Source organism: Nitrospira sp. (genome assembly GCA_024760525.1).
Taxonomy (GTDB): domain Bacteria; phylum Nitrospirota; class Nitrospiria; order Nitrospirales; family Nitrospiraceae; genus Nitrospira_D.
On the sequence record CP060499.1, the window covers coordinates 2,343,052 to 2,355,481 of the forward strand.

At 55.3% G+C, this 12,430-nt stretch carries 12 protein-coding genes; 3 read left to right on the plus strand and 9 right to left on the minus strand.

The window, feature by feature from the left end:
- Window positions 1-285: 285 nt before the first annotated feature.
- The 9 genes from H8K04_10900 to H8K04_10940 all read right to left on the minus strand — a co-directional run bounded on the left by H8K04_10900 (window position 286) and on the right by H8K04_10940 (window position 9,331).
- Entirely contained in the window at window positions 286-858 is a 573-nt protein-coding gene (locus tag H8K04_10900) for a prepilin-type N-terminal cleavage/methylation domain-containing protein (GenBank protein UVT14367.1), read from the minus strand.
- Complete coding sequence (locus H8K04_10905; protein ID UVT14368.1) at window positions 855-1,484, minus strand: methyl-accepting chemotaxis protein; 630 nt, start codon at window positions 1,482-1,484, stop codon at window positions 855-857. Before H8K04_10905 ends, H8K04_10900 begins: the two co-directional genes overlap by 4 nt.
- A gap of 111 nt (window positions 1,485-1,595) precedes the next feature.
- Complete coding sequence (locus tag H8K04_10910; protein ID UVT14369.1) at window positions 1,596-1,823, minus strand: DUF3565 domain-containing protein; 228 nt, start codon at window positions 1,821-1,823, stop codon at window positions 1,596-1,598.
- Between the two features lie 46 nt (window positions 1,824-1,869).
- The gene (locus H8K04_10915) at window positions 1,870-2,196 is read right to left on the minus strand and encodes a hypothetical protein (GenBank protein UVT14370.1); all 327 of its coding nucleotides are present in this window, start codon (window positions 2,194-2,196) and stop codon (window positions 1,870-1,872) included.
- Between the two features lie 125 nt (window positions 2,197-2,321).
- Window positions 2,322-2,855 carry a heme-binding protein gene (locus tag H8K04_10920; GenBank protein UVT17954.1) on the minus strand — a complete coding sequence of 178 codons (534 nt, stop codon included), beginning with the start codon at window positions 2,853-2,855 and terminating at the stop codon, window positions 2,322-2,324.
- A gap of 104 nt (window positions 2,856-2,959) precedes the next feature.
- Window positions 2,960-5,029: a glycogen debranching enzyme family protein gene (locus H8K04_10925; GenBank protein UVT14371.1), complete on the minus strand. Its 2,070-nt coding sequence runs from the start codon at window positions 5,027-5,029 to the stop codon at window positions 2,960-2,962.
- Window positions 5,026-7,707 (minus strand): glucosidase, encoded by a 2,682-nt coding sequence (locus H8K04_10930; GenBank protein UVT14372.1) that lies wholly within the window; start codon window positions 7,705-7,707, stop codon window positions 5,026-5,028. Before H8K04_10930 ends, H8K04_10925 begins: the two co-directional genes overlap by 4 nt.
- A gap of 265 nt (window positions 7,708-7,972) precedes the next feature.
- Window positions 7,973-8,158 carry a hypothetical protein gene (locus tag H8K04_10935; GenBank protein UVT14373.1) on the minus strand — a complete coding sequence of 62 codons (186 nt, stop codon included), beginning with the start codon at window positions 8,156-8,158 and terminating at the stop codon, window positions 7,973-7,975.
- 141 nt (window positions 8,159-8,299) lie between these two features.
- Window positions 8,300-9,331: a right-handed parallel beta-helix repeat-containing protein gene (locus tag H8K04_10940; GenBank protein ID UVT14374.1), complete on the minus strand. Its 1,032-nt coding sequence runs from the start codon at window positions 9,329-9,331 to the stop codon at window positions 8,300-8,302.
- Between the two features lie 81 nt (window positions 9,332-9,412).
- Between H8K04_10940 and H8K04_10945 the strand changes: the two genes are divergently transcribed.
- From H8K04_10945 to thiI, 3 genes are all read left to right on the plus strand, one after another.
- Window positions 9,413-10,036, plus strand: coding sequence for a dephospho-CoA kinase (locus H8K04_10945; protein UVT17955.1), 624 nt, complete (start codon window positions 9,413-9,415; stop codon window positions 10,034-10,036).
- Window positions 10,037-10,150: 114 nt separating this feature from the next.
- A complete protein-coding gene (gene trxB / locus H8K04_10950) occupies window positions 10,151-11,074 on the plus strand; it encodes a thioredoxin-disulfide reductase (protein UVT14375.1) in 924 nt (307 codons plus the stop codon).
- A 76-nt stretch (window positions 11,075-11,150) separates the two neighbouring features.
- A complete protein-coding gene (gene thiI, locus H8K04_10955; GenBank protein UVT14376.1) occupies window positions 11,151-12,365 on the plus strand; it encodes a tRNA 4-thiouridine(8) synthase ThiI in 1,215 nt (404 codons plus the stop codon).
- Window positions 12,366-12,430: the final 65 nt, after the last annotated feature.

Sequence of the window (12,430 nt, forward strand, 5' to 3'; positions counted from 1 at the left end):
ACCCTGATTAGAGAATGCGATGCTGGTTCTCAAACAAACTCTCAGGCTCTGTCAAGATGTCCGAACGGCTCTGCACAAGATTTAGTCCGATAGTCCCACTCGCGTCGTGCTGATATCCGGACCATTTCGTCGCCATTTTAAACCTGTCCGCGTCTTTTAGCACAATTGAGAGTCCATCTACGCATGCTTCCCGCTATCACGACGGCAAGAACAATAGCCGATCAGCTCCGAGCGTAAAACAGACGACCCAGAGCTAGGAAACGCTTGTTCATAAGTTCGGAAGGATTACTTGAAGCAGAAGTTCATATCGAGCAACCCATCTGCCGCGACGGTCGCCTCGCCCCCTTGTCTGCAATTGGCTTTTGCTGGGTTACCTCCTGCCCCAGCACCCGCTCCGCCCGTTCCCTGATCTGCGGAAAGGGCTCCGCCGGACTCAGTTGCGCCTCCACTCGGTCCAGCAAGCTTCACCGGATCGGTCCTCTGCAGAAATGTCCCATCCTTGCTATGCGTCAAGACCAAAGCCGGCTGTGTCTTTTCGCTGGAAAGAGGAACCGCACTTGCTTGGAATGATGCTCCTCCTTTCTCTAAGCGAACCGTCACCTTGTAGTACTTGAGAGTCGAGCTCAACGAAAACCCGATCGCATTCAGATCACCCGAATACGTTCCATGGTTGGCGTAGTAGAGCGTTTGAAGACGGTCGATTTCCGCCAGCGCCACCTCGGCCTCCACCGATCGCGCTTTCTCCACGAAATGTCTATGCGAGATCATGGCCAATGCGGCGAGAATGCTGAGAATGGCTAGGACCATCATCACTTCAATCAACGTGAAACCCGTGCTTTCTCTGATTCGTCGAATCATCGGAGTTTCGTGGGTAACTCACGACGCGATCCGAAGTCGAATCGCTGTACGGTTGCAGCAATGTCATCGAGGGCGTTACGCGCCTCCTCAACATCCGACGATCCAACCTGTTCGATTTTCAGCAACGCCGCTCTCAGCGTATGCGCCTGGTGCTGAATATGAGCAAAGGACTGCTCAATATTTTCCAAGGCCTGATTGGCGGTCGCAGCCAGTTCGTCCAATCGGTCACTCGAGCGAAATTGCATTCTCCAACGAAGATTTCCCTTCGCCCATTGCTGAATGCTTTCATCGAGCCGATAGAGCGGGCCTGCAACACGCCGTGTCACAATGAGACTGAAAATGACCGAACCAAAAAACAACACCGGAACGGCGACCCAGACCGTCTTGCTCAGCATCAGCATTTCTTCCGCGGCAACTTGGCGTTCTTCCATCGAATCGCTGGTATACAGCGCCACCATGGGTTTGATATGGGCGCCATAAAAGGCCATCGTGAAGAACAGCGCCGAGTAGAGGAACAGTAACAGTCCGATCCAGGCGACATAACCCTTTTGAATTCGATGGACAAAAAACCCGTTTCGACGGTCGACAGTGGGGGAAGCAGGTTTTGCGGCGGTGGCTGTCTTCATCTTTCCTCCCGTTAGCCCTGGCATGACAACCGACAGTATCTCTGCGGTTCAAGGTATCACTGAGTGTGTCACTGACCAAGGAAATGGGGGCTTTTGTGAGGAAAGAGAATGCTATGGCAGGGCTTGTTCGGAATCCCGGGGGACCTCAGCCGCAGATTCCTCGCACTTCTTGCAGTTCAGGATAGAGCCTAGGTGCTGGGTGCGCCCGGCCAGGGTCAGGACCCAAGGGCGATTGATGAACGGTGGCTGATGCCGTACGTGCTGCCCATGTCCACACGCCAGATCAGCCACCCAGTCGCCATATTCATCCTGATGATATCCGATGATCGGCTGTTGCATATCACATCGCTTCCGTCATTGACGTGTCTTTCGGCTTGCGCAAAGGTCAGCGCTTCTCAAACGGCAATTCACGTCGGTGAGCAGCAGAAAAATACTTCCAGTGCTTTTGCTCATCTTGATCGAAGCTTCCGATGAATACCACATGTCCATCAAGATGGCGAAACTCTGAGAGGGTTGTTCGGCAATTCTTGGAATCGATGACACGGGCATCGAACTGCCCCACCACATACACCATGCCCTTTGCCGCCTGGTAGACGTTCCGGCGCCCTGCATACCCTGTATCAGGAAACAACTCAGTGGACGAAGAACAGCCTCCGGCTCCCTTGATATTCATGGTGAGATTGAACCGCTGAAGGAATGGATCCGTTGCCATTCTGACGATCGACAGCTGAAGTCCTGCTGAAGCTATGTCAACCGAAGCCGGCTCGGGAATATTGCTGTTGCACCCTACACAGAGCAGGATCGCACTTCCAAGGACGGTCGACCAGGCTCGTTCGCTCACTTGGCTGCGGGAACCTTAGGAGCTGCACCGATCGCGTCAAGACCCTGCTGGGCGCAGGCATCATCCAGATGGGCTCCCGGTGCTCCGCCGACACCGATTCCCCCAACCACGTCTCCGCCGATTTCGATAGGAAGTCCTCCACCCAGAATCAGAATCTCACCGTTCATGTCGCGAAGCGCCTGCAACGTGGGAACTTTCGCAATGAGATCGGCCAACTCGCTGGTCGGGCGTCGCACACTCGCTGCCGTATACGCCTTCTTTCGGCTGCTATCGACCGTATGCGGCCCGGCGCCATCGGCACGCCCCATCGCACGAAGGACACCGGCACGATCAACGACGGAAACGCTGACTCGATACCCATCTTTCTTGCAGGCTTCCAATGCAGCTTGAATCGCTTTGCTGGCTGACCCAAGCGACAACACGGACTCTTTCGGCAACTCCTCGGCAGCAGCCAAGAGGGGGGCGGTCAAGCTTCCCAGTGACAACAGAGCTATGGCGAAGACGATTAACGGACTTTTTCGTGTTTGCATCAAGAACGGCATCACTATCCTCCTATCTGGATGTGCTGAGCGTACGGATGCGTGTGGGCGCTGTCAAGAGATCGGCCGGCTTCGGTGGGATGGAAGACGTTGCACTACCTAGTCACCGTACTCTTGCGTCGCGGTGAACGAACCCGTTCGGGGGTGGTCGGTGTTCCAAGGTCCTCGGCCATCGCGCGTAGCGGCTCCGCGATCGACCAAGCTTGCGCCGGACATCCGCGTGGCCGATGGGGAGGATCTCCGTCAAAAACCTCAGAAATATGTCCCACGCAGGCCTCTCGTAAATGAGCCGCCAGACCTTCGAGAAACGATCTGGCCTGGCTTCTTGCTTTGATACCGGTACCGAATGCTTTCACCCACGCCGTCACAAAGGGTCCGAGTAGGTAGGGCCACACCGTTCCCTGGTGGTACGCACTATCGCGTTCCGAAACTCCGCCTTCAATTCGTCCTCGATAGCGGCTATCCTTCGGCGAGAGCGTTCTCAGCCCCACGGGAGTCAGGAGATGGTCTTTGACGATGTGAAGAATTTGTCTCGCTTGTTCCATCGTCACAAGATCATCGCACAGAGCAATCGCATAGATCTGATTAGGGCGTATCGACGCATCCTTACCCGCGGGACCATCGATCGTATCGTACAGATAGTTTCCGCCTTCGTGCCAGAATTTCGTACGGAACGCCTCGACCGCTCGTGCCCGGTCCGTCCGACAACCCGTGGCATAATCCGGCTCTCCAAATTGTGCGGCAAGACGTGCGCCGATGTCCAACGCCCTGATCCACAACGCCTGAATTTCGACCGGCTTTCCATACCGCGGCGTGACTACCTGATCGCCGATTTTCGCGTCCATCCACGTGAGCTGGACACCCGCGGTTCCTCCGCTGATGAGCCCGTCGCGGTCCATATGGATGTTGTACCGCGTACCGCGGCGATACCCATTGAGAATCTGTTTGATCGCCGGCCAAGCGATTGATCGGACATGCGGCGTATCCTGACTGTAGGCGAGATACCGATCGACGGCATACACGAACCACAGCGATGCATCGATCGTGTTGTACTCCGGCTCTTCCCCATTGTCAGGAAATCGATTGGGAACCATCCCTTCCGATACATGAGGGGAAAACGATTCAATAATTTGCCGAGCCATTTCATGCCGTCCTGTGACCAGGCACAGCCCCGGAAGGGAAATGAACGTATCTCGTCCCCAATCCGTGAACCAAGGATACCCTGCGATCACGGTCTGCTTGTCGCCTCGCACCGACACAAACGCTTCCGCTGCACGCTGAAACGCCACAGCCAGCGGGTCAGCTTCCGGCATGGCCTTTCGTAACCGCGCACGACGAGCGCGCTCACGGCGAATGAGGGCGGCGACGTCGAACCTGCCGACGTCTTCGCTGCTGAACGTCAGCGTGTGTTCCTTTCCCGGTTGCAATTCGAAGAGAAACTCTCCCGGGGACCACCAATCCTCCTCGCAATCAAGCCCTCGCTCCCGTTCCACCGGAAACTCCAGGCGACGGTACCAATCGGGGACATGTCGATAGGCACCTGAATGAACCGCTTGTATGCCAGGCAAGTCACGGTAAGGCCGCCAGTACACCTGTCCTTCCTCGAGTTTGGATTCTATCGAAAGCGTTCCGTTCTCGCGATGCAGTCCATGATAGTCACGGCCCGTCACCATAGGCCGGACGCGAAGAATCCCGCCAGCCTTTGTTGCGCCTGCCAACTTCCATCGCACGATGACAAGGTCGCGTCCCCGAAGGCACAAGATCTCGCGTTGAATCTTTTTGCCATGATACACAAAGGTCCATGTCGGCCAGGGCGTTGATGTGAATGAGGTGCAGTGGACATATCCCTGAGGATGGACTGCGCCTGGGTAGAGATTCGTCGATAGAGAAAACTCTTCGCCGTCGATGTGAACCCATTCCTCGACATGATTGACCAGCACATACCGATCGCTGGGCGGTTTCCGCGCGGTCAACAAGAGCGCATGGTAGCGGCGTGTATTGGCTCCGGCCACGGTCCCCGAAGCGAACCCGCCTCGACCGTTCGTCTCCAGCCATTCAAGGCTGAGTGCATGATCGAGACTTTGGCACTCGTCTTTGCGGATCACTATGGTCCGTATCTCGTCATCCGCGGGATTCGCTTCATGAACGACGTATGACGGTTTCATTCCCCTGATTGTTGAATCAACTTTGCGACAAGTCCCGTCCATCCGGTCTGATGGCTGGCGCCGATACCGGCTCCGTTGTCGCCATGGAAGAACTCGTAAAAAGGGATGGCGTCTCGCCAGTAAGGATCCTCCTGGAACTTCTTGGTGCCTCCGAACACGGGACGCCGGCCGGTTTTGTCTCGAAGAAAGATATGCGTGAGTCGGCGCGAAAGTTCTGCGGCGACCTCATTCAAGGAAACTGATCGACCGGATCGTGTCGGATATTCGACTTTGTATTCGTCACCGAGAAAATAGTGGAACTTCTGGAGCGACTCGATCAAGAGATAGTTGACCGGAAACCAGATAGGCCCCCGCCAATTCGAATTGCCTCCGAAGAGTCCGGTGCTCGATTCGGCAGGCTCATAGTCCACCCGATAGTCTGTGCCCATGATGGAAAGCACATAGGGGTGATCCTTGTGGTAGCGAGAGAGCGCGCGGATGCCATAGGGCGAGAGAAATTCCTCCTCATCGAGCATGTACCGTAAGACCGACTTCAGCCGCACGGGATTGACGAGGGACAAAAACCTCCGGACTTCTCCATCCCGTGAGTGGGTCTCGACATGGGCGCTGAAATCCGGACGGTTTTCGATGAACCACTGCATGCGGTGCTTAAACCGAGGGAGCCTGTCGATCAACTCAGAGTCGAGCGTTTCCACCGCGAAGAGCGGGATCAACCCGACGAGCGAGCGGATCTTGAGCGGAAGGGTTTGTCCGTCCGGCAGATGCAAGACGTCGTAAAAAAATCCGTCTTCTCTGTTCCAGAGCTCGATTTTCTCACCGCCGATGTTGTTCATAGCCCTGCAGATGTACACGAAGTGCTCGAAGAACTTGCTCGCGACATCCTCGTACGCCCGATCATCGCGAGCCAGTTCCAGTGCGATCGAGAGCATGTTCAAGCAATACATCCCCATCCAGCTGGTGGCATCCGACTGTTCGATATGCCCGTCGGTCGGCAGCGGGGCGCTGCGATCGAACACACCGATATTGTCCAGCCCCAAAAACCCGCCTTGAAAGATGTTTTTTCCATCGGCATCTTTTCGATTGACCCACCACGTGAAGTTCAGGAGCAGCTTATGGAACACGCGTTCAAGAAAAACACGGTCACCGACTCCTCTCCTCTTTTTTTCGATCTTGTAGACACGCCAGGCAGCCCAGGCATGAACCGGAGGGTTGACGTCTCCGAACGCCCATTCGTACGCCGGAATCTGCCCGTTCGGATGCATGTACCATTCCCTCAACATAAGGATGAGCTGTTCCTTGGCAAACGTTGAATCAACAAGGGCAAGTGGGATGCAATGGAACGCCAAATCCCAGGCGGCATACCACGGATACTCCCACTTGTCCGGCATCGAAATCACGTCGGCGTTGTAGAGATGCGTCCAGTCGGAATTCCTTCCGCGGAGTCGCTCGTGAGGAGGATCCGGCATTCCTGGATCGCCGACAAGCCAACGCTTCAGGTCATAGTGGTAGAACTGTTTGCTCCACAATAATCCGGCGAATGCCTGTCGCTGCACCCGCCTCGCGTCCTCGGAGAGATCAGGTGGGGCCAGTTCGTCATAGAACTCGTCGGCCTCCTGAATCCGCTTCTTAAAGAGGCCTTCACACTTGGTCACGTCGAAGCCGTTTGCGTCCATTTCATTGGTCAAACGCAAGCGAACGATGTCCGTGGCGCCGGGAGACAAAGTGACCGTATAGTGCGCAGCAGCTTTTGAGCCCACCTTCTCGGGACTCACAGCATCCTTCCGCCCCCGTATCACGTAATCGTGAAAACTGTCTTTGACATATTGGGCACCCTCTTGATCGCCGTACAGTCGCCGGGTATTTGTTTCATTCTCAGTAAACAGCAACGTGGGTTGCCTCTCGCACCAAAGGCGACGCCGGCCGTAATATTCGTGATCCAGTTCGATCACGCTCATCTCGTTTACCGCTTTCCCTTCACGTAGCCTCGGTCGGCGCGCATCCAGTCCCCACGACCAGGTATTCCGAAACCAGAGAGTGGGCAACAGTGTCACCTCCGCCTGATCCGGACCACGATTGGTGATGTGAATACGAACATAGAGATCTTCTGCGGTCGCCTTGGCATACTCCACGACGACATCGAAATAACGATTCTCGTCAAAAATTCCTGTGTCGATCAGCTCATATTCAAGGGCCTCACGTGGGCGGCTGCGATTCTCCTCGACTAGTTTCGCGTATGGAAATTCAGACTGTTGATACTTATACAAATACTTCATATATGAGTGAGTAGGTGTTGAATCTAAATAGAAATAGTACTCTTTTACATCCTCGCCATGATTTCCCTCGTTACCCGTCAAACCGAATATCCGTTCCTTCAGAATCGGATCGCGCCCATTCCAGAGAGCGATGGCGAAGCAGATATATTGATGACGATCAGAAATACCGGCAAGGCCGTCTTCGTTCCAGCGATAGGCACGCGAGCGGGCGTGGTCATGCGGAAAGGCCTCCCAGGCAGTTCCGTGAGGACTATAGTCTTCACGCACCGTTCCCCAGGCGCGCTCACTCAGATAGGGTCCCCATCGCTTCCAATGCCGTTTGCGGGCCGCATCTTCGTCGAGCCGTTTCCGCTCAGCGCCTTGAGGAAGTTGAGATTGAGAAGACGTCCGGCTGACTTGTCTCACAAGGTCTCTTTTCGCATGAGCACATTGCGTGTTCGATGGGAGTACGATGCACCCACCGCCGACGGGAATCAAGCCGATCTCAATCCATCCATGGGTCTCGGCTTGTCTTCCTCTTCGGTCTGTTGAAGCTTTCACTGAACAATACTACGGTCGTGAGTCGAGGAAAAGTCAGGGCAGTACAAAAAGGATGAGGCTGGAGAGAAAACCAACTATCGTTATCGGAAAGTCACTGATGAATCCGGTAGGTGTTGAGTAGATCGAGCTTTTAACTCCAGATCACTCGCTCTTGATTCAGCAGATACTCAATCACTTCGATGCTGTTCCGCATTTGGATCTGAGCCTGCTCAGACATGGGGAGCACTGCGCCGACGAGCTTGCCGGACTCCATCTCTGACAATGAGGGGATGCCCTCACCGGACAGCTTTTCGAGCTCACTACGGAAACTCGCCAAGGGAAACCTCCTGCTGAATCCTTCTCGGCATCCGGATGTCGTTACTTGAGAGGATCAACCGGAAGAACAGGTGCTAGTGAGTAAGCATACCATACGCATTCTCCACAATGGAGTCTTCCCTATCCTATTGTTTTAAAAGCGTTATTGATGCTTCGATACGGGCAGCAAAAGAGGCGGGAGCGCTCCAAGATATCGGAACCCTCCGTGATCAAGAAGAGTCGTATCCGGCCTTAAGCGAAAGTCATCGTGCGCCGCATCTACAAAGTGTGGGTCAGCAGTAATATCCGACTCGGCTTTCAGCTCCGGCGCGTGAAGATTCGGAGATCCGGCCCGCATGTAGTTCGCCTCATTGTTGAACAGAGCGTTATATGAGGTCTTGGTTTGACTTGACGGCGCGACGAGAAAGCCGATCTTGTTGAGGCTCACAATATTCCCCGATGCCTCGTTCACAGACGTGCCGAGGAATGCCGCTCCCCCACCGTTTTTGACGAGGGTGTTATTGAGCAAGACCGCCGTTGCCTGATCGCCCACCACCACAGCTTCGAACAGATTTTTCGTGATGACGTTTCGTTCAAGCCGGAGGGTGGACTTTCCGGTCACATTCACACCATGATCGTTGTCATGGATCACAGTGCCGGTCAGCAAGGCCTGAGAATCAGAGAAGTGTACCCCCGTCGTTTCACTCCCGCCGATCACACAGTCCTCGATACGAACGCCTTGCACCTGCTGGCCGAACACCATCCCCTTCACATGAAGATGACGGAGCGTGATGCGGTTTCCATTAAAAATACCGAGGGCATGCCCTCCATGTTCATTGATCGTGAGATCACTGATCTCGATATCCGTCGCCCCGTACGGCCACTTGCCCACATGCAGCACGCCGACCATTTCGCCTCGTCCAGACAACACGACCTTGTCCGTTCCGGCACCGGCGATCTTAAGCTTTTCTTTACTGTGGACGGTCAGGTCCTGCGCATAGACACCGGCCTTGATCAGCACCGTATCGCCTTTCCCGGCGCTGTCGACTGCCTCTTGGATGGACGAGAAATCTCCGGAGCCGTCGAGCGCCACAGTGATCGTCCGTGGGACCGGTATGGCATTCTCAGCGCCCGCGACACCGATCCCGGCGATCACGAGAAAGACGCACATCGAACAGAGTAGAACCTGTCGCATACGGAGTTTCATACAAGCGGGAAACCAGCGATGTCAATCGCGGTTTCTTGTAGGATGCGACGCATGATAAGCTGCGCGGCCATGATTCTGGTTGGACTCACGGGAGGCCTCGCCACCGGGAAAAGCACCGTCGCGAGCATGTTTCAGGCGTGCGGCGCCGTCGTGATCGATGCCGACGAATTGGCTCGAAAAGTCGTCCAGCCCGGCCGGCCGGCCTGGCGAGACATCGTTCGCCGATTTGGAAAATCCATCCTGAACTCTGACGGAACGATCAATCGGCAGAGATTAGGCCAGACCGTGTTTCATGACAAGACCAAACTCAGGCAACTCGAGCGAATTATCCATCCTCGCGTCGCGCGCGCGCAGGCCAGACTGACGAAACAGGCAGCTCAGCGAGACCCGGGTGCTGTCGTGGTGTACGATGTCCCCTTGCTCTTCGAAGCCGGCATCGACACACGCGTCGATACGATTATCGTCGTCTCCGCCGATCAGAAAACCCAATTGGCGCGCCTCAAGAAACGGAACGGCCTCACCGGCGCCGAAGCTCTCCGCCGAATCCGTAGCCAGATGCCGCTCACGATGAAAAGGCGCCGTGCAGACTATGTGCTCGACGGAACAAAGACGCGTTCAAATCTCGCTCAAGATGTCGCCCGACTTTTGATGCACTTTAAATCTCCGTCGCACTCCATAGCCTCTCCAGAATAGCCTCCTCGATTTGGATCCTCTCAATGGTTGAGAAATGGTTGAGAGTTGTCCTCCGCACCCCCGGACCACGTTCTATCCTCTACTTCCCAAGCTGTGTTACAGTCTACGGCGACCATGCATAACCTCGTGATCATTGGATCTGGTCCCGCCGGGCTGACGGCAGCCGTTTATGCCGCCCGCGCGAATCTTGCTCCCCTGCTCATCGAAGGATGGCAGGCGGGTGGCCAACTCACGACCACCACCGAAGTTGAAAACTATCCCGGGTTTGCAAAAGGCATCATGGGTCCGGAATTGATGAAGGAGATGCGGGCCCAGGCAGAGCGGTTCGGCACGGTCTTTCGAACAGGCGACGTCACCGCAGTAGACGTCAACACTCGACCGTTTACAGTGACGGTGGACGGTGAAGATACCGTGGAAACGAAAACCTTGATCATTGCAACCGGTGCGTCTCCAATCACGCTTGGGCTCCCCAACGAAAAGCGTTTGTGGGGTCATGGGGTTTCGAGCTGCGCAACGTGCGATGGATTTTTCTTTAAAGGTAAGGAGCTCGTCGTCGTGGGTGGCGGAGACAGCGCGATGGAAGAAGCAATGTTTCTCACCAAGTTCGCGACCAAGGTATCGGTCGTTCATCGTCGGGACAAGCTGCGCGCGTCCAAGATCATGCAAGACCGAGCTATGAAGAATGAGAAGATTGCATTTGTCTGGAACAGCGTTGTCGAAGAGGTGCTCGGGCAAAACAGCGTCACCGGCGTCCGGGTCAGGAATATTGTCACTGGAAAGGTTTGGGATCTGCCCTCCGCAGGCCTCTTCTTGGCGATCGGCCATCGACCGAATACCGCACTTTTTGGCGGTCAGCTGAAGTTGACTGATACCGGCTATCTCATAACGAGTCACGGCACGGCGACAAGCATTCCCGGCGTGTTTGCTGCCGGAGATGTACAGGACGCCAATTATCGCCAAGCCGTTACGGCGGCGGGTACCGGCTGCATGGCTGCTATTGACGCCGAACGATTTCTTGAAGGCATGGAGAAGAGCTAACCCTACGGTCCCGTCAAATCAAGAATCGCCGGTTGTCCACGATTCGCGCTGGGCATAGACGAACCTGCAATCCATCATGCGCTGTGTCATTGTCCACTATCATGAGCTAGCTCTTAAAGGTCACAACCGTGACTACTTCGAGCAATGCCTCATTCGCAATATTCGCACTTGCCTCAGAGACACAAGAATCCAGCGGGTGGAGAACCTCCACAGTCGTATCCGGATTTGGCTCCCGCCTGAAGCGAACCTCGAGGTGGTACGTGACCGGTTAAAGCGGGTGTGTGGGATCGCAAATTTTTTGCTCGGCCGTGTCATTCTTCTTCAGTTATCTGATCCGGACTTAGAGGCTCTCGCCACGGCCGCCGTCGAAGAGATTGACGCACGATCCTTTTCCACCTTCAGGATCACAGCCAGACGGGCCGACAAACGCTTGACCCTGACGTCAATGGATATCGAAAAAGCGCTTGGTGCCGCGGTCTGCGACAGAACCGGCAAGAAAGTCAGCTTGAAGAACCCTGACTTGACGATTCATGTCGAGCTCCTCTCACGGGATGCATTTTGTTCTGCCGAAAAAATCGAAGGACCTGGCGGCATGCCGGTGGGTGTCAGCGGGAACGTCGCGTGCCTTACTTCGGGGGGTATCGACTCGCCGGTGGCCGCCTATCGCATGGTGAAACGCGGCTGTGTCGCCGTCTTTGTGCACTTTTCCGGCCGCCCCTTGGTCAGTCGAGCCTCTGAGGATAAGGTTCGTGACCTCGTACAAACCCTGACGGCGTATCAATATGATTCCCGCCTCTATGTGATCCCCTTTGGAGAGATCCAGCGCGAGATTGTCGTCAACACACCCGCCCCGTTCCGTGTGGTGCTGTACCGGCGGATGATGGTTCGAATCGCCGAGGAACTGGCAAGGAGGGAGCAGTGTTGGGCGCTGGTGACGGGTGATAGCCTGGGCCAGGTCGCCTCGCAAACACCTCAGAACCTCTGTGCTGTTGAAGATGCAGCGGAATTGCCGATTCTCCGCCCGCTCATCGGAATGGATAAGCGCGAAATCGTCGATGAGGCAAAACGTATCGGCACCTACGAAACCTCAATCGAACAAGACGAGGACTGCTGCAAACTATTCGTGCCGCCCCACCCGAGCACCAAAACTCGTCTCGACGATGTGCGGAAAGTTGAGCGTATGCTGGATGTCGTGGCTTTGGTCAAACAAGGACTGGAAAAGGCTGAGCTGATCGAGTGTTCATTCCCTTCTGCAGCTGAGGCCATTGCAAAACCTCATCGGCCAAGGTAAGCTCGGCACACTCATCGGGCATGTTATCCTCACCTGCTCGATAATCAAACACGCCGACGATCTAT

Bases quoted from the DNA above. Each gene is read 5' to 3' on its own strand.
- H8K04_10900 (UVT14367.1), bottom strand. From the start codon at position 858: ATGATTCGACGAATCAGAGAAAGCACGGGTTTCACGTTGATTGAAGTG.
- H8K04_10905 (UVT14368.1), bottom strand. From the start codon at position 1,484: ATGAAGACAGCCACCGCCGCAAAACCTGCTTCCCCCACTGTCGACCGT.
- H8K04_10910 (UVT14369.1), bottom strand. From the start codon at position 1,823: ATGCAACAGCCGATCATCGGATATCATCAGGATGAATATGGCGACTGG.
- H8K04_10915 (UVT14370.1), bottom strand. From the start codon at position 2,196: ATGGCAACGGATCCATTCCTTCAGCGGTTCAATCTCACCATGAATATC.
- H8K04_10920 (UVT17954.1), bottom strand. From the start codon at position 2,855: ATGCAAACACGAAAAAGTCCGTTAATCGTCTTCGCCATAGCTCTGTTG.
- H8K04_10925 (UVT14371.1), bottom strand. From the start codon at position 5,029: ATGAAACCGTCATACGTCGTTCATGAAGCGAATCCCGCGGATGACGAG.
- H8K04_10940 (UVT14374.1), bottom strand. From the start codon at position 9,331: ATGCGACAGGTTCTACTCTGTTCGATGTGCGTCTTTCTCGTGATCGCC.
- H8K04_10945 (UVT17955.1), top strand. From the start codon at position 9,413: ATGATTCTGGTTGGACTCACGGGAGGCCTCGCCACCGGGAAAAGCACC.
- trxB (UVT14375.1), top strand. From the start codon at position 10,151: ATGCATAACCTCGTGATCATTGGATCTGGTCCCGCCGGGCTGACGGCA.
- thiI (UVT14376.1), top strand. From the start codon at position 11,151: ATGCGCTGTGTCATTGTCCACTATCATGAGCTAGCTCTTAAAGGTCAC.